The organism is Arthrobacter sp. CAN_A6 (assembly GCF_015751715.1).
In the GTDB taxonomy this organism is placed as follows: domain Bacteria; phylum Actinomycetota; class Actinomycetes; order Actinomycetales; family Micrococcaceae; genus Arthrobacter_D.
Map to the genome: position 1 here is coordinate 130023 of NZ_JADOUV010000008.1, position 25725 is coordinate 155747.

Genomic DNA, 25725 nt, shown 5'->3' on the forward strand with positions numbered 1-25725 from the left:
ATGCCGCTGGGTTCCACCGCGAAGCAGGCCAATCCCCTGCGTGATCCGCGCGACCGGCGGCTCAACAGGATCGCGGGTCCCTCCTCGCTCGTCCTGTTCGGAGTCACCGGCGACCTGGCGCGCAAGAAGCTGATGCCGGCGATCTACGACCTCGCGAACCGGGGGCTGCTTCCCCCGAGCTTTGCGCTGGTGGGTTTCGGCCGGCGCGACTGGAGCGACGATCAGTTCGCCCAGGAAGTGAAGAGCGCGGTGTCGCAGTACGCGCGGACGCCGTTCAACGAGGCGGTCTGGGAGCAGCTCGCCGCGGGCGTGCGTTTCGTGCAGGGCAACTTCGACGACGACGACGCCTTCGGCAGGCTGAAGGAATGCATCGGGGAACTCGATGCGACGCGCGGCACCAGGGGCAACCACGCGTTCTACCTCTCCATTCCGCCGAACGCCTTCGAGGTGGTGTGCCAAAAGCTCTCCGAGCACGGGCTCGCCCAACCGGAGGAGGGCCAGTGGCGGCGCGTGGTCATCGAGAAGCCGTTCGGTCATGATCTCGAATCGGCGCAGGAGCTCAACCGGATCGTCGAGCAGGTGTTCCCGCCCGATGCCGTCTTTCGGATCGACCACTACCTCGGCAAGGAAACGGTCCAGAACATCCTCGCGCTGCGCTTCGCGAACCAGCTCTTCGAGCCGCTGTGGAACGCCAACTACGTCGACCACGTCCAGATCACCATGGCCGAGGACATCGGAATCGGTGGCAGGGCCGGATACTACGACGGCGTGGGCGCTGCCCGCGATGTCATCCAGAACCACCTGCTGCAGCTGCTCGCCCTGACTGCCATGGAGGAGCCGATCTCTTTCGCGGCGAAGGACCTGCGCAACGAGAAGGAGAAGGTCCTTGCGGCGGTGACGCTGCCCGAGGACCTCTCGGGGCACTCCGCACGCGGCCAGTACGCGGCCGGTTGGCAGGGCGGTGAGCAAGTCCGGGGCTTCCTCGAGGAGGATGGCATTCCGGAGCACTCCGCCACGGAGACCTTCGCCGCCCTCCGGCTGGACATCCATACCCGGCGGTGGAGCGGTGTGCCGTTCTACCTCCGCGCCGGGAAGCGCCTGGGCCGTCGCGTGACGGAAATTGCCGTGGTGTTCAAACGCGCACCGAATCTCCTGTTCCGGGACCACTCGGAGGAGGACTTCGGGCAGAACGCCGTGGTTATCCGGGTGCAGCCCGACGAGGGGGTCACCATCCGGTTCGGCTCGAAGGTTCCAGGCACCCAGACCGAGGTCCGCGACGTCACCATGGACTTCGGTTACGGCCACTCCTTCACTGAATCCAGCCCCGAGGCCTACGAAAGACTCATCCTCGACGTCCTGCTGGGCGAACCCCCACTGTTCCCACGGCAGGAAGAGGTCGAATTGTCCTGGCGGATCCTTGACCCATTCGAGAAGTACTGGGAATCGCTCGGCGGCCAGCCGGAAGCCTACGTTCCCGGCAGTTGGGGTCCGGCGTCCGCCGACGACCTCCTCGCGCGCGACGGACGCACCTGGAGAAGGCCATGATCGTCGATCTTCCGGGCACCACCACGTCGAAGGTGTCGAAGGAGCTGATGACCCTGCGGGACCGCGGCGGCGTCGTCGCGCTCGGCCGTGTCCTGACCCTGGTGGTCATCACCCGCTCGGGCTATGAGGAGGAAGCCATCCGGGCCGCGAACGAGGCAAGCAGGGAGCATCCCTGCCGCATCATCGTGCTCGCCGAGGGTTCCGCCGATGACGAGACCCGGCTCGACGGCCAGATCCGCGTCGGTGGCGACGCCGGGGCATCCGAGGTCATCGTGCTGCACGGCCACGGTGAACTCGCCACCGAGAACGAGTCGCTCGTCTCGGCGCTGCTGCTGCCGGACGCACCGATCGTGGCCTGGTGGCCACATGGCGTTCCGGAAGCGGCAGCACGTACCTCGATCGGCAGTATCGCGCACCGGAGGATCACCGACTCCGCGAATGAACCGGATCCCACGGCGGCCCTGTTCAATATCAGCAGAACCTATGAGGCCGGCGACACCGACCTCGCCTGGACGCGGCTCACCAACTGGCGCATCCAGCTCGCCGCGGTGCTGGATCAGCTCGATTCGTCGCCGGTGGTCGCGGTCACGGTGGAGGGCGCCTCCGATTCGCCCAGTATGGTGCTGCTCGCCGCATGGTTGACCCTGTCCCTGAATGTGCCCGTCACCATCGCAGCGGGCCCTGCGGGGACGGGCCTGCGCCGCGTGCGGTTGACGAGGAACAGCGGCGAGGTGGAACTCCACCGTCCGCACGGTGACGTCGCAGAGCTCTACCAGCCCAACCAGCCGGTCCAGCGGATCTCGCTTCCCCGCCGTGGCCTGCAGGAATGCCTCGCCGAGGAACTGAGGCGCCTTGACCCCGACGAGGTCTTCGGAGAGGTAATTACCGAAGGCCTCGCCCGAACCAACCTGAGGAGTGTGCGAACCAGTGAGCGCTGATCCGAAAGTAAGCATTCACCCCGATCCGGCGTCCCTCGCGGCCGCCGTCGCCGCGCGCCTGATCACCCGGCTGGTCGATGTGCAGACCGAGCGCGGGACCGCAACGGTGGTGCTGACCGGTGGGTCGATCGGCACCGCGGCGCTCCAGGCCGTCGCCGAGTCGCCGGCCAGCGCGGCCGTCGACTGGGCCAACGTGCACTTCTGGTGGGGGGATGAACGCTTCCTCCGGGCCGGGGATGAGGAGCGGAACGCCGTCCAGGCGCGGGCTGCACTCCTGGATCGGCTTCAGGTCGACCCGGTCAAGGTCCATGAATTCGGCTCCAAGGACGAGTTCCCCGACCAGGATGCGGCCGCTGCAGGCTATGCCGCGGAGCTTCAGGCGGCGGCGGCGGCCGAGGGCGGGGACCTGTCGCCCGACCCCCGTCTCCCCCGCTTCGACGTCCTGCTCCTCGGGGTGGGGCCCGACGCCCATATCGCTTCGCTCTTCCCCGAGATGGCGGGCATCCGGACGAAGGGGCAGACCGTCGTCGGCGTCGCGAATGCGCCCAAGTTTCCTCCCCTGCGGGCCTCGCTGACCCTTGAGGCGATCAACACGGCGCGTGAGGTGTGGCTCGCCGTCAGCGGCAAGGACAAAGCCGGGGCGGTGGGCCTTGCCCTCGCCGGAGCGGGTTCCGTCCAGGTTCCCGCCGCAGGGGCCCGCGGTCTCCGGAAGACGCTGTGGCTGATCGACCAGCACGCCGCGGAGCAGTTGCCGGGACGGCTGATCGAGCGCGAGGACGACTCCGACGAAGCAGTAGGACAGTAGGACCCCTCCCGGGGTCGGGTCCCGTACCGAAAAAGCGACGACCGCAGTGGACAATTCTCCACTGCGGTCGTCGCTTCCTCGGTATGCCCGGCCGGTCGTTCCCGGCTCCGGATAACGCGCGTCAGTCCCTCAGGAGTCGGCGAAGCGCTGGATGAGCCCGAGCGCCACGATGACCGTGCCCCAGGCAAGGCCGAGGGCCACGGTGAAGCGGTTGAGGTTTCGCTCGGCCACGCCGGACGAACCCATGCTGGACGTCATGCCGCCGCCGAACATGTCGGACATTCCACCGCCGCGCCCCTTGTGAAGCAGGATCAGCAGGGTCAGCAGCAGGCTGGTGACCCCCAGGAGGACGAGCAGGATGATTCGAAGGATTTCCACAGTGCCCTTTCAAGGCTGGTGACCGCGGAGAAGCGGCGTGCGCACGAACTAGTCTGTGACCAGATGCTGTTCGAACCTGACAATACTAGCAAATTCGGCGACATCGAGGCTTGCCCCGCCGACGAGGACGCCGTCGACGTCCCGCTCCCGAAGGATCGAGGCGGCGCTTGCCGCCTTCACCGATCCGCCGTAGAGCAGGCGTACCTTGGCTGCCGTCTCCGTGTCGAAGATGGTCTTGAGTTCCGCGCGGATGGCAGCACACATCTCCTGGGCATCGCCCGGACCCGCCACCTCGCCGGTGCCGATCGCCCAGACCGGCTCATAGGCCACGACCAGATCGGCGGCCTGCGCCGACCCGAGCCCTGCGACGCCCCTGCGGAGTTGCTCCAGAGTGTGTTCGACGTGGCCTCCGGCCTGGCGCACCTCGAGCCCTTCGCCCACGCACAGGACCGGAACCAGGTTGTGGCGGTAGGCCGCGTGGACCTTCTCGTTCAGTACCTCGTCGGACTCCGAGTGAATCGTCCGCCGCTCGGAATGTCCCACCAGCACGTAGGTGCAGCCGAGCCGGCTGAGGAACTGTCCCGAGATGTCGCCGGTGTAGGCGCCCGAATCCTTCGGTGAGAGGTCCTGCCCGCCGAAGACGACCTCGAGGTCGTCCCCCTTGACCAGGGTCTGCACCCCCCGGAGATCGGTGAAGGGCGGGAAGACCGAGACTTCCACGCGGGAGTAGTCATGTCCGGCGTCATCGAGCGTCCAGGCGAGCTTCTGCAGGAAGGTGATGCCCTGGACATGGTCCAGGTTCATCTTCCAGTTGCCGGCAATCAGCGGACGGCGATCGAACTTGCCGTTGGTCGAGGTGGTCATCTGCAGCTCCATTCGGGTGGGTGTCATGCCTGCGGGACCCGCCGGGGCGGATCCCGCTGAGGTATCTGCTGGGGCCGCCGGCCGCTCCGCAGGGAGCGGACCGGCGCAGCCCTAGGATCGTTCGAGTGCCGTCAGTCCCGGCAGTTCCTTGCCCTCGAGGTACTCGAGGCTCGCTCCGCCGCCCGTGGAGATGTGGCCGAACTGGCCGTCCTCGAAGCCGAGCCCGCGCACGGCCGCGGCGGAATCGCCGCCCCCCACCACGGTCAGGGCTCCGGACCTGCCGGCCGCCACGAGGGCTTCCGCGACGGTCCGCGTCCCTCCCGCGAAGGCGTCGAACTCGAATACCCCCATGGGTCCGTTCCAGAACACCGTCTTCGCCTCGGAGATGTGTTCGGCGAAGTCGGTGCCCGTCGCGGGTCCGATATCCAGGCCGAGACCTCCGGCACCGTACTGGCTGGTCTCGATGGCATCGGCCGCGACGACGCTGCTGCCTGCGTTGGCAGCGAATTTTTCCGCCACCACGATATCGGTGGGCAGGACGAACTCGCTTCCCGCCTCCGCGGCGCGGGCCAGATATCCACGGACGACGTCGAGCTGGTCCTCCTCGAGGAGGCTGGCGCCCACCTTGTGGCCCTGCGCGGCGAGGAAGGTGAAGACCATGCCACCACCGATGAGGAGGCGGTCGGCCTTGCCGATGAGGTTGTCGATGACCGCGAGCTTGTCGGAGACCTTCGAACCGCCCAGCACCACGACGAACGGCCGCTTCGGATCCTGAGTCAGTTCCTGCAGCACCTCGACCTCCGCCTTCACCAGGTCGCCCTGGTAGGAAGGAAGGAGTTGGGCGATGTCGAAGACGCTTGCGTGCTTGCGGTGGACGGCCCCGAAGGCGTCGTCCACGTAGGCGCCGTCGGAACCGGCTAGTTCAGCGAGTTCCCGTGCGAAGGCTCCGCGTTCGGCGTCGTCCTTGCTGGTCTCGCGGGCATCGAAACGCACGTTCTCCAGCACGAGCACTTCACCGGGCCGCAGCGACGCGGCAGCGGCCCTGGCGGATTCCCCCGTGGTGTCGGAGGCGCGGCGCACCGGAAAGTCGGCAAGGCCTTCGAGTGCATCCACGGCCGGCTTCAGCGAATACCTGTCCTCGGGAGCACCCTTCGGCCTGCCAAGGTGCGCCAGGACGATCACGGCGGCTCCCGCCTCGCTCAGCTTGCGCAGCACGGGGAGGGAGGCACGGACACGGCCGTCGTCGGTGACCCTCAAGCGCGGGACCGCTCCGTCAAGGGGCACGTTGAGGTCGGAGCGCACAAGGATGCGGCGCCCGCGGACGCCTTCCGCCAGGAGGTCCGCCAGGGATGCGTAGCTCACCGCGCGGCCGCTCAGGAAAGCTTCGCGGCGACGATTTCGGTCAGGTCGACGAGGCGGTTCGAGTAGCCCCACTCGTTGTCGTACCAGCCGACCACCTTGACCTGATTGCCGATGACCTTGGTCAGGCCGGAATCGAAGATGCACGACGCCGGATCCGTCACGATGTCGGAGGAGACGATGGGCGCTTCCGTGTAGGAGAGGTAACCCTTGAGGGAGCCGTCCGCTGCCGCTGCCTCGTAGGCCGCATTCACTTCGTCCACGGTGACCTCGCGGCCCAGGGTGACGGTGAGGTCGGTTGCTGATCCGGTCGGAACCGGTACACGGATCGCGTAGCCGTCGAGCTTGCCCTTCAGTTCGGGAAGCACGAGGCCGATCGCCTTGGCGGCGCCCGTGGAGGTGGGCACCATGTTGATGGCTGCTGCGCGGGCGCGGCGGAGATCCTTGTGCGGGCCGTCCTGGAGATTCTGGTCGGCCGTGTAGGCATGGATCGTGGTCATGAGGCCGCGTTCGATGCCAAAGGAATCGTTCAGGACCTTGGCGAGTGGACCGAGGCAGTTGGTCGTGCAGGACGCGTTCGAGATGATGTGGTGGTTCTCGGGGTCGTAGTCGCCGTCGTTGACGCCGAGAACCACGGTGAAGTCCTCATCGGAGGCGGGGGCCGAGATCAGCACTTTCTTGGCACCGGCATCGATGTGCTTCTGCGCATCGGCTGCCTTCGTGAAGAAACCGGTGGATTCGACCACGATGTCCACGCCGAGGTCGGCCCAGGGCAGGTTCGCGGGGTCCCGCTCAGCGAGGACCTTGACGCGCTTGCCGCCGACCACGAGGTCACCGTCCTGCACCTCGACCGTGGCGCCGATGCGCCCGGTGACGGAGTCGTACTTCAGGAGGTGCGCGAGGGCCTCGGGGCTGGTGAGGTCGTTGACTGCGACGATCTCGAGGTCGGCGCCCTGCTCCAAAGCGGCCCGGAAGTAGTTGCGGCCGATGCGGCCGAATCCGTTGATTCCAATACGGGTAGTCACTGGTGTCCATCTCCTTGTTGGTGGTGCTGCCGGGGCACGCCATCGTGCGGAACTGCTGTGATCCGGCGAAAGCCGGAAGGTGGTCCTTCCGGCTTCCGCCGTGCGTCGGTGCGGCTGTCAGGTGCCCGGAGTGATGAGGCTGGAAGCGCCTGAGCGGGCCCTCTCGAAGCGTGCCTGTACGTCGGCCCAGTTCACGATGTTCCAGAAGGCCTTGACGTAGTCGGGCTTGACGTTGACGTAGTCGAGGTAGAAGGCGTGCTCCCACATGTCGAGCATGAGCAGCGGCACGGTTCCGACGGGAACGTTGCCCTGCTGGTCGTACAGCTGCTCGATGAGGATGTTCTTGCCGAGCGGTTCGTAGGCGAGAACTGCCCAGCCGGAGCCCTGCAGGCTCGTGGCCGCCGCGGTGAAGTGGGCGCGGAAGGCATCGAAGGAGCCGAAGGCGTCGTCGAGCGCTGCAGCCAGCTCACCGGTGGGCTTGTCGCCTCCCTCGGGTGACAGGTTCTTCCAGAAAATGGAGTGGTTGAGGACGCCGCCCACATGGAAGGCGAGGTCCTTGGAGAGCTTCGGGATGGTGCCGAACTCCCCCTTCTCGCGGGCTTCGGCGAGCTGTGCCAGCGCATCGTTCGCGCCCTTGACGTAGGTGGCCTGGTGCTTGCTGTGGTGCAGCTCCATGATGCGTGCTGAGATATGCGGCTGAAGTGCCGCGTAGTCGTAGTCGAGATCGGGCAGTACGTATTCGCTCACGTATTCCTCCAGGGGTAGTTCCGTGCATCGGACTCGTTCCATCCTATGCAGGAATTCACTCGTCCAACATGTCGGGAGTCACATTTGCGTCGGTTCCCGGAATCCCGAGGTTCTGGGCGCGCTTGTCGGCCATGGCGAGGAGCCGGCGGATACGGCCGGCGATGGCATCCTTGGTCATGACGGGATCTGCCAGCCTCCCCAGTTCGTCGAGGCTGGCCTGCTTGTGCCCAACGCGGAGTTCACCGGCATAGCGGAGGTGCTCGGGAACGGTTTCCCCGAGGATCTCGAGGGCCCGCTCCACGCGTGCCCCTGCCGCCACGGCGGCCTGGGCCGAGCGGCGGAGGTTGGCGTCGTCGAAGTTGGCGAGCCGGTTCGCCGTCGCCCGGACTTCCTTGCGCATGCGACGCTCCTCCCACCCCATCAGGGCGTCGTGGGCTCCCATGCGGGTCAGCAGGGCGGCGATGGTGTCGCCGTCGCGGATCACCACCCGGTCCACTCCCCGCACTTCCCGTGCCTTGGCGGAGATGTCGAGCCGGCGCGCGGCCCCGACGAGCGCCAGGGCTGATTCCGGCCCCGGGCAGGTCACTTCGAGCGACGACGAACGGCCCGGCTCCGTCAGCGAACCGTGGGCGAGGAAAGCACCGCGCCATACCGCTTCGGCGTCCGCCGTCGAACCGTTGACGACGGCGGAGGGCAGGCCGCGCACCGGGCGGCCCCGCGCGTCGAGGAGGCCCGTCTGCCGCGCGAGGGACTCGCCGTCGCGGACGACACGGACGACATAGCGGTTGCCCCGCCTCAGTCCTCCGCCGGAGACGACCGTGATGTCGCTGCTGTGGCCGTAGACCTCGGCGATGGCCGCCCGGAGGCGCCGCGCCGTGGAGGCGAGGTCCACTTCGGCCTCGATCACGATGCGGCCGGAGATGATGTGAAGCCCACCGGCGAACCTCAGGAGGGCGGAGACCTCGGCTTTGCGAACCGAGGACTTCTTGACGTCGAGGTGCGAGAGCTCCTCTTTGACATCGGCGGTCAAGGCCACGGATTCACTCCTGATTCTCCCCAAAAATGTCGTTATAGGCGGTTGCGAGGCGCAGCGGGTCGTGGACAGGCTTGCCGGTCGAGGCTCCCACTCTACCGAAGACCGCACGGCCTCCCATTCCCTCGACCGCTGCCTCGAACTCTGCGGTGTCTGCTACGACGGACGGATCGGCCAGGACGACGTCGACGGTGAACTCCGGTGCGTAGCGCCGGATCACAGCCAGGTGATCCACCGCGCTCATGCCCTGGGTTTCCTTGGTGTCGTTGGTCAGGTTCATGGTGAGGCAGCGTTTCGCGCTGGTCCGGCACAGCGCGTCGCGCAGCTCGGGCAGGAGCAGGTGCGGCAGGACCGAGGTGTACCAGGAGCCGGGGCCGAGGATCACCCAGTCGGCGAGTTCGATCGCCTCCAGCGCATCGGTACACGCCGGCGCGCCGTCCGGAAGCAGCCGGACCTGGCTCACGTTGCCGGCTTCGGCGGCCAGAGCGAGCTGTGCCTGGCCCACGATCGTCCGGAGCCGGAGCGTGCCGTCCACCTCGGTCAGCACATCGCCCTGGATGGTGAGGGGCACGCGGGCCATCGGAAGCACCTTCCCCCGGGCACCGAGGAGCGCACCCGCCCACTGCAGCCCCGCGACCGGATCCCCCAGCAGTTCCCACAGGGTGACGATCAGCAGGTTGCCCATGGCGTGCTGGTCGAGTGAACCCTCCACGCCGTCGCGTGAGCTGAAACGGTGCTGCATGACGTCGCGCCACGTGCGTCCCCAGTCGGTGTCATCGCAGAGGGCGGCCAGCGCCATGCGGAGGTCCCCGGGGGGCAGTACCCCGAGCTCGCGGCGCAGGCGGCCGGAGGACCCGCCGTCGTCGGCCACCGTGACGACGGCCGTCAGCTCCTGCGTCAGCAGCCGGAGCGCCGACAACGACGACGACAACCCGTGCCCGCCTCCCAGGGCGACCACGGAGGGCGCGGAGTCCTGCCCGTCAGCGTTTCGGCGGGCCGCCGGTGGGATGAGGGGAAGGGGTCCGGAGAACAGGGACATCACTCACGCCCAAGGTCGCGGTGGTGCGCGGCGACCTGCACGCCCGGCAGCTGGGCGAGCCGTTGCGCGATCTCCTGCGTCACCGCGACCGACCGATGCTTGCCCCCCGTGCAGCCGACGGCGATGGTGGCGTAGTGCTTGTTCTCGCGCCGGTAGCCGTCGAGGACAGGGATCAGGGCGTGCACGTAGCGGTCAATGAAATCGCCCGCTCCCGCCGCTGCCAGGACGTAGTCGCGCACCGGCTCGTCGAGCCCGGTCTGCGGGCGCAGCTGCGGCACCCAGTGCGGGTTGGGAATGAAACGGACGTCGGCCACGAAGTTCGAGTCGACGGGCAGTCCGTACTTGAAACCGAAGCTCATCACGTTGAGGCGGAGTACGATCGGCCCGGACTCCGAGAAGAGTTCCGTGACGGCAGTGGCGAGTGCGTGGACGTTCAGGTCCGTGGTGTCGACCACGATGTCGGAGGCGTGCTTGAGCTCGTTCAGCACCTCCCGCTCCTCGGCGATGCCGTCGAGGATCCGGCCGTCCGCCTGCAGGGGGTGCGGCCGGCGCCCCTGTTCGAAGCGCCGTACCAGGACGGCGTCGTCGGCGTCGAGGAACAGCACCCGATAGGTCACGCCGCTCGTGCGGAGCGCCTCCAGTGCCGACTTGATGTCGTTGAACAGTTCCTTGCTCCGGACATCGATCACTACGGCGAGCCGGGGAATCGATTGCGGCATACGGGCCACCAGGTCCGTCAGCATTCCCAGCATCTGGGGCGGCAGGTTCTCCACCACATACCAGCCGTGGTCCTCAAGGGCGTTCGCCGCGGTACTGCGGCCGGCACCCGACATGCCCGTGACCACCAGCAGCTCGGATTCGGCAGGTTTGACCGGAGTCAGGCTTGTCGCCTCAGTCATTTATTTATCCGTTCCAGCTCTTGGGTTCATCCCGGCGAAATCTGTCCTGCCCTGCCCCCGTCGGCGGCCGGCCTCCTTCCCACCCTAGCTAAGATTCCAGAATCTCGCCCGTGGCCATGTTCACTGAGGGCGCTGCGGTGTTCCCGGGCAGCACGGCGAGTCCGCGACGGACGGTCTCGGCAAGGGCCGGCCCCACGCCGGGGACTTCGAGCAGTTCCTCGAGCGATGCCGTCCGCAGCTTCTTCACCGAGCCGAAGTGCTTCAGGAGCGCTTTCCGCTTCGCGGGTCCCAGGCCGGCGATGTCATCGAGGGCGGAGGCCGTCATCGACTTCCCGCGCTTCTGACGGTGGAAGGCGATCGCGAAGCGGTGGGCCTCGTCCCGGATCCGCTGCAGCAGAAAAAGGCCTTCCGACGCGCGGGGGAGGATCACGGGGAAGTCGCTCTCCGGCAGCCAGACCTCCTCGAGCCGCTTGGCGAGTCCCACCACGAAGATGTCGTCGATCCCGAGGTCCGCCAGGGCACGCGCCGCTGCAGCGACCTGCGGGGGCCCGCCGTCCACCACCACGAGATTCGGAGGATAGGCGAACCTGCTCCGCGGAGCAGGCGTCGTGGTGTCGGCCACCGGGACCTCGACAGCTGCGTCCACGAGCGCTCCCTGGAGGTCTCCGACGTCGGCGCTCCCGTCGTCGTCGGCTGTGGCCCCTGCAGTGGCCGGAGTGTCGGTGGCCTCCGGCGCTTTGCCGGCAAGATAGTTCCGGAACCGGCGGGAAATGACGTCGTACATGGACGCGGTGTCATCGCGGGCGGCGTCACCGGTGATGGAGAACCGGCGGTACTCGGACTTCCGGGGCAGGCCGTCCTCCACGACCACCATGGATGCCACCACGTTGGTGCCCTGGACGTGCGAGATGTCGTAGCACTCGATCCGCATCAGGGGCTGCGGCAGGTCGAGCGCCTCCTGCAGTTCCTGCAGGGCGGCGGAGCGCGTGGTGATGTCTCCGGCGCGGCGGCTCTTGTGCAGGCGCAGGGCGTCCGCGGCGTTCTGCTCCACGGTTCCCAGAAGGGTCGCCTTGTCGCCGCGCACCGGCACCCTCACCTCCACGCGGGCACCCCTCAGGCCCTTGAGCCATTCGAGGACCTGCTCCTCGTTGCTGGGCATCACGGGGACGAGTACCTCGCGCGGGATGCGCTCGTTGCTGCTGCTGGCGTCGCCGTAGACCTGCTGCAGCAAGTGCTCCACGAGGTCGGCGGCGTCCATGTCCTCCACCTTCTCGACGATCCAGCCGCGCTGGCCGCGGATACGCCCGCCGCGGACGTGGAAGACCTGCACCGCGGCCTCGAGGTCGTCCTCCTTGATCGCGAAGATGTCGGCATCGGTGTCCTCCGCGAGGACCACGGTGTTCCGCTCGAAGACCTTCTTCAGGGCGGCGATGTCGTCGCGGATCCGCGCCGCCGACTCGTAGTCGAGTTCCGCGACGGCCGCCGCCATCTTCCGCTCGAGGTCGGTGACGAATCTCTTCGCCTCACCGGACATGAAGTCGCAGAACTCCCCGGCCAGTTGCTTGTGGTCCTCGGGAGAGATTCGGCCCACGCACGGCGCGGAGCACTTGTCGATGTAGCCGAGGAGGCACGGCCGCCCGGTGCTCTCTGCGCGCCGGAAGACACCGGTGCTGCACGTCCTTACCGGGAACACCCGCAGCAGTGTGTCCACGGTTTCACGGATGGCCTTGGCCGGGTAGAACGGACCGAAATACCGGGTGTCCCGCTTCTTGTCGCCGCGCATCACCTGGACCCGGGGATATTTCTCCCCCATGGTGACCGCGAGGTAGGGATAGGACTTGTCATCCCGGAACATCACGTTGAAGCGGGGATTGAATTCCTTGATCCAGGTGTATTCGAGCTGGAGCGCTTCGAGTTCGCTGCCCACGACCGTCCACTCCACGCTGGCCGCGGTGAAGACCATCGCCCGGGTGCGCGGCATCAGTCCCGAAGGATTGGCGAAGTAGGAGTTCAGCCGGGACCGGAGGTTCTTCGCCTTCCCGACATAGACCACCCTGCCGTGTTCGTCCCGGAAGCGGTAGACGCCCGGGTTGAGTGGAATCTCGCCGGTCTTCGGGCGGTACGTCGTTGGATCCGCCACGGCTCAGGCCTTCGCCGGGCCGCGTGAGCCGGTTCTGCCCGGCCCGAGGGCGGACGCCTCCACCGGGCGGGACCACACGGTCGCGAGGGCCTCCCCCAGTTCATCAGCATCGGTGACGACGGCGACGGCCTGCGCCGCCTCGAGCTCACCCGGTGCGGCGAACCCCCAGGTGACCCCGATGCAGTTCAGGCCGTTCGCTGCGGCACCTTCGACGTCGTGCCTGCGGTCCCCCACCATCACTGCCTCGTCATATCCGCCGACGTGGCGGCGCAGGGCCGCTGCGACGATCGAGGCCTTGCCGTCGGGCAGTGTAGTCGTCTCGTCCCGGGGTGAACCGTGCACCGAGTGAAACAGCGGCAGCAGGCCCTGCACACCGAGCAGTTCCTCGGCGAGCCACTCCGGCTTCTGCGTTGCGACCGCCACCCGGTAGCCCAGTGCCCGCAAATCCTCCACGCATTCCGCGACGCCCGGGTAGGGCCGGCTCTGGGCCATTCCGTGCTCCAGGTATCCGGCGCGGTACGTCGCCATGACCGGGCCGACGAGCGCTGGCGGTACCTGCGCGATGGAGGCCAGGGAGACGGCGAGGGAGGGACCGACCATCTCCCTCAGCCGTTCGGCGGTGGGCACGTCGAGGCCGTGGGCCAGCAGCGCCGAGGAAACGCCCCCCGTGATGGCACCGGCGGGATCGACGAGCGTTCCGTCGAGGTCGAAGAGGACGAGCTTCCGCGAATTCGTCACCGCTGGATCCCTACTTCGAGCCTTCGAGGATCTCCGCGAGGAAGGTCCCCGTGTAGCTTCGATCGCTCTTCGCCAACTGCTCGGGAGTTCCGGTGGCAATCACCTGTCCACCGCCGGAGCCGCCGTCGGGCCCCAGGTCGATGACCCAGTCGGCGCTCTTGATCACGTCGAGATTGTGTTCGATCGTGATCACGGTGTTGCCCTTGTCCACCAGGCCCTGGAGCACCAGCAGCAGTTTGCGGATGTCCTCGAAGTGCAGCCCGGTGGTGGGCTCGTCGAGTACGTAGATGCTGCGCCCGTTGGACCGTTTCTGCAGCTCGCTGGCCAGCTTGACGCGCTGGGCCTCACCGCCGGAGAGGGTGGTGGCGGGCTGGCCCAGCCGGACGTAGCCGAGACCCACCTCGACGAGGGTGTTGAGGTGCCGGGCGATCGGACTGAACGCGGCGAAGAACTCGGCTCCCTCCTCGATCGGCATGTTGAGGACGTCGGCGATGGTCTTGCCCTTGTAGTGGACCTCGAGCGTTTCGCGGTTGTACCGGGCGCCGTGGCAGACCTCGCAGGGCACGTAGACGTCCGGCAGGAAGTTCATCTCGATCTTCAGCGTTCCATCACCGGAGCACGCCTCGCAGCGGCCGCCCTTCACGTTGAAGGAGAACCGTCCGGGCAGGTAGCCGCGCACCTTGGCCTCCGTGGTCTCGGCGAAGAGCTTCCGGATGTTGTCGAACACCCCGGTGTAGGTGGCGGGGTTCGAGCGGGGGGTACGGCCGATCGGGCTCTGGTCGACGTGGACCACCTTGTCGAGGTGTTCGAGGCCGTCGATGCGCTTGTGCCGCCCGGCCACCTGCTTGGCGCCGTTGAGTTTGTTGGCGAGCACCTTGTACAGGATGTCGTTGACCAGCGTGGACTTGCCCGAGCCGCTGACACCGGTGACGGCCGTCAGCACTCCGAGGGGGAAAGCGACGTCGAGCTTCTGCAGGTTGTGTTCATGCGCGCCGACCACCTTGAGCTGCCGCGACCGGTCGATCTTCCGGCGCTTGGCCGGAATGGCGATCTTCCGCCGGCCGGAAAGGTAGTCCCCCGTGATCGAGCGCTCGTTGGTCAGGAGGTCCTCGAGGAGGCCCGAGTGCACCACCTCGCCACCGTGCTCGCCGGCGCCGGGCCCGATGTCGACGATCCAATCCGCTTCGGCGATGGTGTCCTCGTCGTGCTCCACGACGATCAGTGTGTTGCCGAGGTTGCGGAGCCGCGCAAGGGTTTCGATCAGGCGCCGGTTGTCCCGCTGGTGAAGGCCGATGGACGGCTCGTCGAGCACGTAGAGGACCCCCACCAGCCCTGAACCGATCTGGGTTGCGAGGCGGATACGCTGCGCTTCGCCTCCCGAGAGGGTGCCGGCGGCGCGCTCGAGGTTCAGGTACTCGAGCCCGACGTCGAGGAGGAAGGTCAGGCGGGCCTGAATCTCCTTGAGGACCTGGTTGGCGATCTGGGCTTCGCGGCCGGTCAGCACGAGGTTGTTGAGGAAGTCGCTGCAGTCACGCATCGGCATCGCCGCGACCGCCGAGATGGACTTGCCGTTGATGAGGACGGACAGCGACGCCGGGTTCAGCCGCGCGCCGCCGCATGCCGGGCACGGAATCTGGCGCATGTACTCTTCGTAGCGGTCGCGCGCGTGGTCGGACTCGGTCTCGAGGTGCTTGCGGTGGATGTACTGCACCGCCCCCTCGAAGCCGGTGCTGTACTTGCGTTCGCGTCCGAACCGGTTCTTGTACTGCACGGTCACCTTGTGGTCCTTGCCGTACAGGGCGGCGTCCCGCGCCCGGTCCGGCAGCTTCCGCCACGGCGTGTTGATGTCGAAGCTCAGCTCATGGGCGAGGCCCTCGAGCAGCCTCGTCCAGTACTCGAGGGTCGCGGTGCCGAGCGACCAGGGGGCGATGGCGCCTTCGGCGAGGCTGAGGTCGGGATTGGGAACCACCAATTCCTCGTCGACCTCGAGCTTGGTGCCGATGCCGGTGCAGGCAGGGCAGGCGCCGAACGGGTTGTTGAAGGAGAAGGAGCGGGGCTCGATCTCGTCGATGGCGAGCGGGTGCTCGTTGGGGCACGCCAGGTGTTCCGAGAAGGCGCGCAGGCGCTTGGCGTCATCCTCGGGAAGGTCGACGAAGTCGGCGAGGACCCTGCCGTCGGCGAGCTTCAGTGCCGTCTCGACGGAGTCGGTAAGGCGCTGGCGGATGCCGTCCTTCGTGACGAGGCGGTCGACGATGACTTCGATGGTGTGCTTGTACTGCTTGCCGAGCTTCGGAGGGTCGCTCAGCTGGATGAGGTCGCCGTCGACGCGGGCCCGCGAGTAGCCCTTGGCGGTGAGCTCCTGGAACAGGTCGACGAACTCGCCCTTGCGTCCCCGGACCACAGGAGCGAGGATCTGGAAACGGGTCCCCTCGTCGAGCTCGAGCAGCTGGTCGACGATCTGCTGCGGTGTCTGCTTGGCGACCGGCTCACCGCAGGTGGGGCAGTGGGGCCGTCCCACGCGCGCCCACAGGAGTCGCATGTAGTCGTAGATCTCGGTGATGGTGCCGACCGTCGAGCGCGGGTTCTTGCTCGTGGACTTCTGGTCGATCGAGACCGCCGGGGACAGTCCTTCGATGAAGTCGACGTCGGGCTTGTCCACCTGCCCCAGGAACTGTCGGGCATAGGCCGACAGGGATTCGACGTACCGGCGCTGGCCCTCGGCGAAGATGGTGTCGAAGGCGAGCGAGGACTTACCCGACCCGGAAAGGCCCGTGAAGACGATCATGGCGTCGCGCGGCAGGTCGAGGTCCACGTTCCGCAGGTTGTGTTCGCGGGCACCCTTGACGATCAGGCGCGAAAGATCCTGGGGCTGCGGGTGTGGATTGTGGGCGTGCTGCTCAAGAGAATTAGCTATGGACACCAGACAACTCTAAGTGAAATTGTGCTCGAAGACATCTTCGAATAACGACTTTCCCGCGGGGTTGCGCGGGTTGGTCAGGAGCCGTTCACGCTCGGCGCAACGCGGCCCGCAGATAGGCGACGGCGTCGTCCTCTCCCAGCCCGGTCTGCCGCACGATTCTGGCATAGTCGGCGGCGGCCTCGGCGGTCCGTCGCCGGGCGTCGTCGCCTGCTGCCGCGATGACCGTGCCGGCGCGCCCGTAGGTCTGGACGATCTGGGCCTGCTCCAGCTCGCGGTAGGCCCGCGCCACGGTGTTGGTCGCCACACCGAGGTGCGCGGCGAGCGCCCGCACGGGCGGCAGCCGGGTGCCCACGGGTGCCATGCCATTGTTCGCTGCTTCGAGGATCCGTTGACGCAGCTGCTCGAAGGGCGGCACCGAGCTGGCCGGGTTGATCCTCAGCCAGGTAGGTATGTCCTGCTCCATTGCGTTTCCTTCCGGCGCCTTTCCTGCACCCTACCGTTTCCCGCGGTTGCCGAAACGGCGTCCCCCCGGAGGCTGCTTGCCGGAGAGACGCGGTCGGATAACCAAAGCGACGCTGCTGGCGAGGAGTGCAAACAGGATTCCGACGCCGAAATAGGAGGACAAGGTGGCAGGGAGGGTTCCAGAGGGAGAAACGGATGCAAGAACGGAGAAGAAGATGGTCAGCCCAACGACTATCACCATGCCTGCTGTCACGCCGCTAAGCAGACCTGTTGCTGCGCCTGTCCGCGGATGCCTGACGGCTGTGCCGAGATTGACGAGAAACCAGACGCTGCTTGCAAGCATCGGTATGGCGAACGATGCAGCAACACCGTCCACGTTCGATGACGCCGGGTCGAACCAGAGCCAACCCGCGATGACCGTTCCCGTACACAGGGCGCCGATCAGTGCACCCGTAGCGACCGACGGAAGGAATTTGATTTCACCACGTCCTACCGGCCGCTGTTCGAACGGACTGGCGGGTGGCCCCTCCTGAGGAAAATACATCCAGCTTGGATAGGCCCGATTCCGACATTCCCGAGCACGTGCAGCAGCGATGAAGGTAACGGCAACGATGAAGACCGTTCCGGCCAATAAGTATCCATCGTTGAGAAGGAACGGAATAACCAGGAGTACTTGCCACCCTATGGCATCGAAGATCTGTTGGACTGTGTAGGAAGTCCAGATCGCCACCGCGAAAAGCGCCACATTGACTGCTAACACGGGGAGCCATGCCTGCACCGGCCGACGAGCCAAGCGCACAACTGGTGCGCAAACCGCGCAGATGCTGTCCGCCATTCCGACTGCCCCGGCGCCGATGAATGCAGCGACCACCAAGGACGACGCGTTCTGCATTCCGGCGAAAGGACTTCCCAACATACTCAGGGAAGCCATTTGACCGGCGGCAAGACCAATACCCACACCCATAGCGACGGGCAGAACTGGTGGGTTCAATCGAGGACCGACGCCGGTAGAGTCCATTGCTCCGAATGTCACGTGTGACCGCCACAGGCTCAGGCCGACGGTCAGGGCCAGTAGCGGACCGGCAACAGATGCTGCAAACCCGAAGCTCAACAGTGTGCCGGTAGACCAGAACAAGCTGCTGACCGTTCCCATGAGGAGGGGAATGATGGTGGCCGTCAAGAAACCAGTCGAGAGTGCTTCCAAGAACCCCGTCCCTGCCGCAAGGTGGGGGGAATTGACTACTTCGCGGCGTTGATCCGCACCTGGATGGCGCCCTCGGACCCGCCGCACCCAGGATCGGGGCGCGCGTAGTGCAATCAAGTCGATGGCTTGATTGATCTGGCGAAACTCGCCTACTCCCGCACCAGCCCTCAGGTCCGCCTCGTATTCCCTCGACCTCAGAACGTTCGCTGCTACCAGATCCACAACAACGGCGAGCAGGACCGCTCGCCAGGTGTAATCGAGTACGGAAGAAAAATTGCCTGTTGTCAACTGCCACACCACGGGCACCGCCAGCAAAGGTGCCGCGACGAACCAGACACTTCTTGCCAGCCATGCGAGCTCCACGTCCCCGTGCCGTATGTGCGCGAATTCGTGCCGCAGCACCCCATCGGCGGCACCGGGTCGTTGAAGTAGTCCCACAATCTTGCAGGGAAGAGCGACTGATTGTCTCCCCGGGCAGCCAAACGAAAAAGCATCGGTCATGCGGGCAGGACCTATGTACATCGTGGGTGTGCGACGAAGCCCGCAGTCGCTCGCTATCTCAGCGAATCGGTTTTCCACACCGAGGTGCTTCGGGAGGGGGCGCTGCAGCCGACGGCTCCTTCTCAATGCCACTGGCAGGACGTACAGGACAACGGTTGAGCCAATCGCCACAGCTGCCAGTCCCCCCAGCGACCACAAACCTCGTTGCAGCTGGGCGGGGCCCAGACATTGTCGAGAGTGGGCGAGGCTTGCCTCGTTACGTTCAGCCGGGGACAGACCCTCGCCTGCTTCGACCGGGCCAGCAGAACAACGCGCGATCGATCGAACGTAGTTCTCCCCAAAAAGTCCGTTGTATGACCAGTTTCCGACAAATAAACCCACAGTGAGCAGCGCGACCACGAACAAGAGGTACCGACCGATTGTCGGAGGAGGAAATGCCAGGATGTTGACGCGTGGAACTTTGAACGGGACTCCTGCTGTTGTTTTCGTCATGCCACGACCTGTCCCTGCAGAATGGTCACTAACGGTTAAGGCCCATCGAGCCCCAGCACCCCGACGATCGCGTGTCCAAGAACGCTCGCTTTCTGTTCCGGAAGCCCCAGGCGTTGCGCTTCCACTTTGGCAACAACCAGAATGCGCCGCCGCTGCTCCTCTGTCCATTGGGGCTCTTGGCTCTCCCCTTCGTCAGTTGGTGGGGAAAGATGGAGCATTCTACGGATAGTCGCAGCGACCGGTTGCACAGCCGCTTCCTTCGCAGCGTCCTTGAGGACATCGGCGAGGAATTGAATCGTGAATGCCGCTACGGCGATTGCATATGGGGTGAGCAAGACCAGATCCAGCCCGAAGCCCACTGCCTCGTCGCGACGGTCCGGTTCGAGGGTGTCGGCTGGATTGGCGAAGTACTCGTCTGCGGCCTCGTCGAACGTCAGCAATTCATCGGGCTCCGCGCGGTCGATGGCGCCACGCGCCAGGGCTATCGTGAGCTCCCGTTCCTCGATCCCGGAAACGGCCGGCTGTCCAGGCATGAATCCCTCCGGTGGTAGTAGGACGCTGCCGCGAACGACGAAGTACAGAGCTTCAGACCCGCCACGATGTCCGTTAACGGTCATGCTCCTCCGCGCTCAACGGATCGTCAAGGATGCGAGTCGATCCATCCCTCACCCCTTGGAGACCTACGTTCCACTGGCCGAGCCGGCTTACTTCCCGGGTCTTGCAGTAGTGAATCCCGTTAGTCTTAACGCATGTTGATAGCTGGTCTTTCAGGGATAACGATCCGCAGCATCTCCGTCTCCGAGATGGACAACAATGTCTACCTCCTGACGTCCAGGTCGAGTGGTGCGCAGGTGCTCATCGACGCCGCTGACGACGCCGGAGCCATTCTCGCCCTGGTCGCCGAGGGAGCGTCCGACACGACGGCGACGGCGCATCTTGCCCTGCTCGTGACGACGCACTCCCACTGGGACCACGTGCGGGCCCTCTCCGACGTCGTCGGACGCACCGGGGTGCGGACCGCTGCCGGAGCCGACGACGCCGCGGACATCGATGTTCCCACGGATGTTCCCCTCCGACACGGCGACGTCGGTTCCTTCGACGGTTTCGAGCTCGAAGCACTCCACCTCCGGGGCCACACGCCCGGCTCCACCGCGCTGCTCTACCGCGATCCCGCCGGGCCGGCGCACCTCTTCACCGGCGACTCGCTCTTCCCCGGGGGCCTCGGCAATACCCAGGGCGACGCCGGCCGGTTCCGTTCGCTCCACGCCGACGTCGTCGAACGGATCTTCAACTACCTCCCCGACGACACCCTGGTGCACCCCGGCCACGGCAAGGGCACCACGCTCGGGGCGGAGCGGGGTTCGCTCGACGAGTGGGCGGGGCGCGGCTGGTAGGCGCCGTCACTCCCCCGGCTTATGCCCCACCGCGAAGATCCGCCGGAACGGGAACACCGTACCGGCGTCCGAGCGGGGATAGGCCCGGCGCAGCAGCGCGCCGTAACCCTCCTCGAACTCGGCGGCCTTCCCGGGTGACAGGGTATCGAGGATCGGGCGGAGCCCCGTCCCGCGCACCCATTCGAGCACCGGGTCCTCCCCCTGCAGCAGCTGCAGGTAGGTGGTTTCCCAGGCGTCGACGCTGAGTCCGGCCGCGCTGAGCAACTGCAGGTAGTCCTGCGGCTCCCCGACGGCGTCGTCGTGCCGCAGCACGCCGTCGAGCAGGGGTCTCCATGCCGGCGTGGCCGCGTGCTCGCGCATCAGGACGTGCGACGGCGCTCCGAAGTTCCCGGGCACCTGCAGCGCGAGCCATGACCCTGCCGGCATGGCCGTCGCCCATGCCGACAGGCACTCCCGATGCTCCGGAACCCACTGCAGCGCCGCGTTGGTGACGACGACGTCGTCATTCGGCCCGGGCGTCCAGTCCCGCAGATCGCCGGTCTCGAACCGGAGGTTTCCCGGCATGCCCGGGGCAGCCCGGGCGGCTCCGATCATGGCGGTGCTCGAATCGATGCCCACGACCTCGGCGTCCGGCCACCGCACCGCGAGCGCCGCGGTGAGCTCCCCCGGGCCGCAGCCCAGATCGACCACCCGCCGCGGCGCCGGATGGTCGATCCTCGACACCAGGTCGAAGAAGGGCCGTCCGCGGTGGTGGGCATATTGGGCGTACTTCGCTGGATTCCACGTCATCGAATCACCCTAACGCTCCACCGGTAGGCTGAAGGGACAATGAGAATCCAAGAGCACCTCCCCACGCCGGAAAACGGCACTCTCCCGCCGGACGCCGTCTATGAGGCCTTCACCAGCTGGGTCGCCACGCGCGGGATCGAGCTGTACCCGGCGCAGGACGAAGCCGCCATGGAGCTTGTCTCCGGCAACAATGTGATCCTGGCAACGCCCACCGGGTCCGGAAAATCGCTCGTTGCAATCGCCGCGCACCTCAAGTCCTTCTCCGAGGGCCGTACCAGCTATTACACGGCACCCATCAAGGCGCTGGTGTCCGAGAAGTTCTTCGCCCTCTGCGACATCTTCGGCCCGGAGAACGTCGGCATGATCACCGGCGACTCGGGAGTGAACCAGGGCGCCCCCATCATCTGCTGTACCGCTGAGATCCTGGCCAACCTCGCCCTGCGCGAGGGGTCGCAGGCCGAGCTCGGCACCGTGGTGATGGATGAGTTCCATTTCTACTCCGACCCGCAGCGCGGCTGGGCGTGGCAGGTTCCGCTGCTCGAGCTGCCCCAGGCGCAGTTCCTCCTCATGTCCGCAACCCTCGGCGACGTCTCGCTCTTCGAGAAGGACCTCACCGAGCGCACCGGGCGCACCACCGCGACGGTCACCTCAGTGGAACGGCCCATCCCCCTGCACTACTACTACGTGGAGACGCCGGTCCAGGAGTCCCTCGAGGAACTGTTGAGCACCAACCAGGCACCGGTCTACGTGGTGCACTTCAGCCAGGCCGAGGCGATCGAACGTGCGCAGAACCTGATGAGCGTGAACGTGTGCTCGCGGGAGGAGAAGGACCGCATCGCCGAGCTCATTGCGACGTTCCGCTTCTCCTCCGGCTTCGGCAAAACCCTCAACCGGCTCGTCCGTCACGGCATCGGGGTGCATCACGCCGGGATGCTGCCGAAGTACCGGCGGCTCGTGGAGCAGCTTGCGCAGGCGGGCCTCCTCAAGGTGATCTGCGGTACCGACACCCTCGGAGTCGGCATCAACGTGCCCATCCGCACGGTGCTGCTGACGGCGCTGAGCAAATACGACGGCGTCCGCACCCGGGTGCTCAAGGCGCGTGAATTCCACCAGATCGCCGGACGTGCCGGCCGGGCCGGTTACGACACCGCCGGCACCGTCGTCGTTCAGGCACCCGAACACGTCGTGGAGAACACCAAGGCCATGGCGAAGGCCGTCTCCAAGTTCGGGGATGACCAGAAGAAGCTTCGGCAGGTGGTCCGGAAGAAGCCGCCCGAGGGTTTCGTGTCCTGGGGCAAGCCCACCTATGAGCGCCTGGTCGGCAGCGTGCCGGAGCAGCTCACCTCGTCCTTCAGCGTGAGCCACTCGATGCTCCTGAACCTCCTCGAGCGGCCCGGCAACCCCTTCCATGCGGCCCAGCGGCTGCTGAGCGAGAACCATGAAAGCCGGGCCTCCCAGCTCCAACTGATGCGCAAAGCCATCGGCATCTACCGGGAACTCGTCACGGCCGGGATCGTCGAGCGCCTGCCCGAGCCCGATGCCGACGGCCGGCAGATCCGCCTCAAGGTGCACCTTCAAGCCAACTTCGCGCTGAACCAGCCGCTCTCCCCGTTCGCCCTGGCGAGCCTTGAACTCCTCGACCCCGAGGCTCCGGGCTACGCGCTCGACGTCGTCTCCGTCGTCGAGGCAACGCTCGAGAAGCCCCGCCAGGTGCTGTCCGCCCAGGAGAAGAAGGTGCGCGGCGAAGCCATCGCCGCGATGAAAGCCGACGGCATCGAGTACGACGCCCGGATGGCCCGGCTCGAGGAGATCACCTACCCCCAGCCCCTCGCGGAGCTGCTGCAGCAGGCATTCGACGTGTACCGCGGCTCCGCGCCCTGGCTCGGCGACTTCGAACTCGCCCCGAAATCCGTGGTGCGGGACATGTACGAGCGCGCCATGAGTTTCGGTGAGTACGTGGCGTTCTACTCGCTCACGCGGTCCGAGGGAATCCTCCTGCGATACCTCGCGGACTGCTACAAGGCGCTGCGCCAGACGGTGCCTCTGGAAGCCCTCCGCGAAGACCTCAGCGACATCATCGAATGGCTGGGTGAGCTTATCCGGCAGGTCGACTCGAGCCTGCTCGACGAGTGGACCCGCCTCACCACGCTGGGCCCAGACGGCCTCCCCGGGGCTTCCGACGTCGTCGAGCTCCCGGCGGAGCCGCCGTCTGTCACCTCGAATGAACGCGCTTTCCGCGTCATGGTGCGCAACGAGATGTTCCAGCGCGTCAAACTCTTCGCCGACGAGCAGGACGAAGGACTCGGTGCCCTCGACGCCGAGTCGGGCTGGACCGCCGACCGGTGGGCCGAAGCGATGGACGGCTATTTCGGCGACTACGAGGACATCGATGACGGACCACAGGCCCGCGGACCCAATCTGCTCCTCATCGAGAAGCAGCCGGGCGCGTGGAAGGTCCGCCAGATCCTGAAGGACCCGGACGGCAACAACGACTGGGGAATCAACGCGGTGATCGATCTCGCCGCCTCCGATGACGCAGGCACACCCGTGGTGCGGATCGTCGGGGTCGGGGCACCGTAGCACGACCACACCGCACCGGCGTGCGCCCCTGCCGCCGTCGGGGTCGCTAGGGTGGATTTCATGAATCCCATCCGCGAGGCAACGCCCGACGACGTCCCCACCATCCTGCAGCTCATCCACGACCTCGCGGTGTACGAGAAGGAGCCCGACGCCGTCCGCAACACCGTGGACCAGCTGACGGAGGCGCTGTTCGGCCCGAGCCCGAAGGTCTTCGCCCACGTTGCCGAGGCCGGCGGGCGCATCGAAGGATTTGTGCTCTGGTTCCTCAACTACTCCACGTGGGAGGGCGTCAACGGAATCTATCTCGAGGACCTCTACGTGCGGCCCGAGGCGCGAGGTGCCGGGCACGGAAAGGCACTCCTGCAGAACCTCGCCCGGATCGCCGCCGAGCGGGGTTATGCGCGCGTCGAATGGTCGGTGCTGAAGTGGAACGAGCCTTCCATCCGGTTCTATGAGAGCCTCGGAGCGCGGGTGCAGGAAGAGTGGTCCACGTTCCGGTTGACCGGTGCTGCCCTCAGTGGATTCGCCGGTACCGCCGGCGCATGAGCAGCAATACGGCACCCTCCGGCTACCGCCGGGGCAACAGCTACGCCATGCGTTCCGTGCTCACCACCGAGCATTTCTTCACCGTCCCCCTGGATCACCGGGACGCAGACAGCGAGACCATCGACGTTTTCGCCCGGGAGTACACGTCATCGGATTTCAGCGATGACGAGGTCTCGCAGCTTCCCTGGCTGCTCTTCCTGCAGGGCGGGCCGGGCGGGCGCGGCGTACGGACCACCCAGCTCGGCGGCTGGATGAAGGCAGCCGCCAAACGATTCCGCATCCTGATGCTGGACCAGCGGGGCACGGGCCTGTCATCCCCCGCCGACGCCGCAACGCTCACGGCGAGGGGCGGTCCCGAGGAACAGGCCGCCTACCTGACGCACTTCCGGGCGGACTCGATCGTTGCCGACGCCGAGATGGTCCGCAAGCAACTCTGCGGCGAGCCGTGGACCGTGTTCGGGCAGAGCTATGGCGGTTTCTGTGTGCTGACCTACCTGTCCTTCGCCCCGGAAGGACTGGAGCGTGCGCTCATCACGGGCGGACTGGCCCCGCTGACCGGTTCGCCCGACCAGGTCTATGAAGCCACCTTCCAGCGCGTCGAGGAGCGCAACCGCGAATACTTCAACTGGTATCCCGGAGACCGCGAGACGGTCACGCGCATCACCCGTCACCTCGACGCCACCGTCGAGGCGCTGCCGAGCGGTGAACGCCTCACTGCGCGCCGTTTCCAGATGGTCGGCTCGTTCCTCGGCGGCAACACCCGGGTGGACGCGCTTCATTTCCTGCTGGAGGACGCCTTCGTGGAAACGCCGGGCAGGCCCCGGCTGTCGGCGTCGTTCCTCTGGCAGGTAGCTGCCCTGGTGACGCGCGCTGCCAATCCGCTGTACGCGCTCATGCACGAATCCATCTACGGCCAGGGCGCAGCATCGAACTGGGCCGCTGAGCGGGTGCTGAAGGCATTTCCGCAGTTCCTTCCCGGTGCCGAGCAGCCGCTCCTGACTGGAGAAATGGTCTATCCCTGGTACTTCGAGGAGGACCCCGCGCTGGTTCCACTCCGCCGGACCGCCGAACTGCTGGCGGGGAAGGAGGACTGGGGTCCCCTGTACGACGTCGAGAGGCTGCGCCGGAACGCGGTGCCGGCCGCAGCGGCCGTCTACCGCGACGACATCTATGTGGACCGCGAACTCTCCCTGGCGACCGCACGGGAGGTGAAGGGGCTCGCCGTGTGGGAGACGCCGGACTTCCACCATGACGGCATTGCGGACGACGGCGAGGCGATCTTCGAGCGGTTGATCGCGCTCACCGGATAGGCCCGCGTGGCGGATAC

At 66.6% G+C, this 25725-nt stretch carries 22 protein-coding genes; 7 read left to right on the top strand and 15 right to left on the bottom strand.

Features of this window, described 5'->3' with window-relative positions:
- From zwf to pgl, 3 genes are read left to right on the top strand one after another with little or no spacing between them, the layout of a single operon-like run.
- Window positions 1–1545, top strand: a complete 1545-nt coding sequence (gene zwf, locus IWX75_RS13835) for a glucose-6-phosphate dehydrogenase (protein ID WP_196822826.1) — start codon at window positions 1–3, stop codon at window positions 1543–1545.
- The gene (locus tag IWX75_RS13840) at window positions 1542–2483 is read left to right on the top strand and encodes a glucose-6-phosphate dehydrogenase assembly protein OpcA (RefSeq protein WP_196822827.1); all 942 of its coding nucleotides are present in this window, start codon (window positions 1542–1544) and stop codon (window positions 2481–2483) included. The genes zwf and IWX75_RS13840 overlap by 4 nt, the downstream gene beginning before the upstream one ends.
- Window positions 2473–3288, top strand: a complete 816-nt coding sequence (pgl, locus tag IWX75_RS13845; RefSeq protein WP_196822828.1) for a 6-phosphogluconolactonase — start codon at window positions 2473–2475, stop codon at window positions 3286–3288. Before IWX75_RS13840 ends, pgl begins: the two co-directional genes overlap by 11 nt.
- A gap of 129 nt (window positions 3289–3417) precedes the next feature.
- On the opposite strand, the gene secG is transcribed toward pgl, so the two are convergent.
- The 14 genes from secG to IWX75_RS13915 form a co-directional block, all read right to left on the bottom strand.
- A complete protein-coding gene (secG, locus tag IWX75_RS13850; protein WP_196822829.1) occupies window positions 3418–3666 on the bottom strand; it encodes a preprotein translocase subunit SecG in 249 nt (82 codons plus the stop codon).
- A 48-nt stretch (window positions 3667–3714) separates the two neighbouring features.
- On the bottom strand, window positions 3715–4530 hold the full coding sequence (tpiA, locus tag IWX75_RS13855) for a triose-phosphate isomerase (RefSeq protein WP_196822830.1): 816 nt from the start codon (window positions 4528–4530) through the stop codon (window positions 3715–3717).
- Window positions 4531–4641: 111 nt separating this feature from the next.
- Complete coding sequence (locus IWX75_RS13860; RefSeq protein ID WP_196822831.1) at window positions 4642–5892, bottom strand: phosphoglycerate kinase; 1251 nt, start codon at window positions 5890–5892, stop codon at window positions 4642–4644.
- An 11-nt stretch (window positions 5893–5903) separates the two neighbouring features.
- Window positions 5904–6914 (bottom strand): type I glyceraldehyde-3-phosphate dehydrogenase, encoded by a 1011-nt coding sequence (gene gap / locus IWX75_RS13865; RefSeq protein WP_196822832.1) that lies wholly within the window; start codon window positions 6912–6914, stop codon window positions 5904–5906.
- A 117-nt stretch (window positions 6915–7031) separates the two neighbouring features.
- Complete coding sequence (locus IWX75_RS13870) at window positions 7032–7661, bottom strand: superoxide dismutase (RefSeq protein ID WP_196822833.1); 630 nt, start codon at window positions 7659–7661, stop codon at window positions 7032–7034.
- 55 nt (window positions 7662–7716) lie between these two features.
- Entirely contained in the window at window positions 7717–8697 is a 981-nt protein-coding gene (gene whiA / locus IWX75_RS13875) for a DNA-binding protein WhiA (RefSeq protein ID WP_196822834.1), read from the bottom strand.
- 4 nt (window positions 8698–8701) lie between these two features.
- Window positions 8702–9733, bottom strand: coding sequence for a gluconeogenesis factor YvcK family protein (locus IWX75_RS13880; protein ID WP_196822835.1), 1032 nt, complete (start codon window positions 9731–9733; stop codon window positions 8702–8704).
- Window positions 9733–10632, bottom strand: coding sequence for an RNase adapter RapZ (rapZ, locus tag IWX75_RS13885; RefSeq protein WP_196822836.1), 900 nt, complete (start codon window positions 10630–10632; stop codon window positions 9733–9735). The genes IWX75_RS13880 and rapZ overlap by 1 nt, the downstream gene beginning before the upstream one ends.
- Window positions 10633–10720: 88 nt before the next feature.
- The gene (uvrC, locus tag IWX75_RS13890; RefSeq protein ID WP_196822837.1) at window positions 10721–12772 is read right to left on the bottom strand and encodes an excinuclease ABC subunit UvrC; all 2052 of its coding nucleotides are present in this window, start codon (window positions 12770–12772) and stop codon (window positions 10721–10723) included.
- A gap of 3 nt (window positions 12773–12775) precedes the next feature.
- Window positions 12776–13510 (bottom strand): HAD hydrolase-like protein, encoded by a 735-nt coding sequence (locus IWX75_RS13895; protein WP_196822838.1) that lies wholly within the window; start codon window positions 13508–13510, stop codon window positions 12776–12778.
- A gap of 10 nt (window positions 13511–13520) precedes the next feature.
- Complete coding sequence (gene uvrA, locus IWX75_RS13900; protein ID WP_196822839.1) at window positions 13521–16430, bottom strand: excinuclease ABC subunit UvrA; 2910 nt, start codon at window positions 16428–16430, stop codon at window positions 13521–13523.
- Window positions 16431–16515: 85 nt separating this feature from the next.
- Complete coding sequence (locus IWX75_RS13905; RefSeq protein ID WP_196822840.1) at window positions 16516–16893, bottom strand: GntR family transcriptional regulator; 378 nt, start codon at window positions 16891–16893, stop codon at window positions 16516–16518.
- 30 nt (window positions 16894–16923) lie between these two features.
- Window positions 16924–19089, bottom strand: a complete 2166-nt coding sequence (locus IWX75_RS13910; RefSeq protein WP_196822841.1) for a M48 family metalloprotease — start codon at window positions 19087–19089, stop codon at window positions 16924–16926.
- A 35-nt stretch (window positions 19090–19124) separates the two neighbouring features.
- Entirely contained in the window at window positions 19125–19622 is a 498-nt protein-coding gene (locus IWX75_RS13915; RefSeq protein ID WP_196822842.1) for a hypothetical protein, read from the bottom strand.
- Window positions 19623–19838: 216 nt separating this feature from the next.
- Between IWX75_RS13915 and IWX75_RS13920 the strand changes: the two genes are divergently transcribed.
- A complete protein-coding gene (locus IWX75_RS13920; RefSeq protein ID WP_196822843.1) occupies window positions 19839–20483 on the top strand; it encodes an MBL fold metallo-hydrolase in 645 nt (214 codons plus the stop codon).
- A gap of 6 nt (window positions 20484–20489) precedes the next feature.
- Here the strand turns inward: IWX75_RS13920 and IWX75_RS13925 are convergent, their stop codons facing one another.
- Window positions 20490–21272 carry a trans-aconitate 2-methyltransferase gene (locus IWX75_RS13925; protein WP_196822844.1) on the bottom strand — a complete coding sequence of 261 codons (783 nt, stop codon included), beginning with the start codon at window positions 21270–21272 and terminating at the stop codon, window positions 20490–20492.
- Window positions 21273–21311: 39 nt separating this feature from the next.
- On the opposite strand from IWX75_RS13925, the gene IWX75_RS13930 reads away from it, so the two are divergent.
- The 3 genes from IWX75_RS13930 to IWX75_RS13940 are packed head-to-tail and all read left to right on the top strand — an operon-like array spanning window position 21312 to window position 25708.
- Window positions 21312–23852 (top strand): DEAD/DEAH box helicase, encoded by a 2541-nt coding sequence (locus IWX75_RS13930; protein WP_196822845.1) that lies wholly within the window; start codon window positions 21312–21314, stop codon window positions 23850–23852.
- 60 nt (window positions 23853–23912) lie between these two features.
- Window positions 23913–24398, top strand: a complete 486-nt coding sequence (locus tag IWX75_RS13935) for a GNAT family N-acetyltransferase (protein WP_196822846.1) — start codon at window positions 23913–23915, stop codon at window positions 24396–24398.
- Complete coding sequence (locus IWX75_RS13940) at window positions 24395–25708, top strand: alpha/beta fold hydrolase (RefSeq protein ID WP_196822847.1); 1314 nt, start codon at window positions 24395–24397, stop codon at window positions 25706–25708. The genes IWX75_RS13935 and IWX75_RS13940 overlap by 4 nt, the downstream gene beginning before the upstream one ends.
- The last annotated feature ends 17 nt before the right edge of the window (window positions 25709–25725 follow it).

Coding starts and splice junctions, on each gene's coding strand:
- zwf (WP_196822826.1), top strand. CDS start 1: ATGCCGCTGGGTTCCACCGCGAAGCAGGCCAATCCCCTGCGTGATCCG.
- IWX75_RS13840 (WP_196822827.1), top strand. CDS start 1,542: ATGATCGTCGATCTTCCGGGCACCACCACGTCGAAGGTGTCGAAGGAG.
- tpiA (WP_196822830.1), bottom strand. CDS start 4,530: ATGACCACCTCGACCAACGGCAAGTTCGATCGCCGTCCGCTGATTGCC.
- IWX75_RS13880 (WP_196822835.1), bottom strand. CDS start 9,733: ATGTCCCTGTTCTCCGGACCCCTTCCCCTCATCCCACCGGCGGCCCGC.
- rapZ (WP_196822836.1), bottom strand. CDS start 10,632: ATGACTGAGGCGACAAGCCTGACTCCGGTCAAACCTGCCGAATCCGAG.
- IWX75_RS13905 (WP_196822840.1), bottom strand. CDS start 16,893: ATGGAGCAGGACATACCTACCTGGCTGAGGATCAACCCGGCCAGCTCG.
- IWX75_RS13910 (WP_196822841.1), bottom strand. CDS start 19,089: ATGACGAAAACAACAGCAGGAGTCCCGTTCAAAGTTCCACGCGTCAAC.
- IWX75_RS13915 (WP_196822842.1), bottom strand. CDS start 19,622: ATGCCTGGACAGCCGGCCGTTTCCGGGATCGAGGAACGGGAGCTCACG.
- IWX75_RS13920 (WP_196822843.1), top strand. CDS start 19,839: ATGTTGATAGCTGGTCTTTCAGGGATAACGATCCGCAGCATCTCCGTC.
- IWX75_RS13925 (WP_196822844.1), bottom strand. CDS start 21,272: ATGACGTGGAATCCAGCGAAGTACGCCCAATATGCCCACCACCGCGGA.
- IWX75_RS13930 (WP_196822845.1), top strand. CDS start 21,312: ATGAGAATCCAAGAGCACCTCCCCACGCCGGAAAACGGCACTCTCCCG.
- IWX75_RS13935 (WP_196822846.1), top strand. CDS start 23,913: ATGAATCCCATCCGCGAGGCAACGCCCGACGACGTCCCCACCATCCTG.
- IWX75_RS13940 (WP_196822847.1), top strand. CDS start 24,395: ATGAGCAGCAATACGGCACCCTCCGGCTACCGCCGGGGCAACAGCTAC.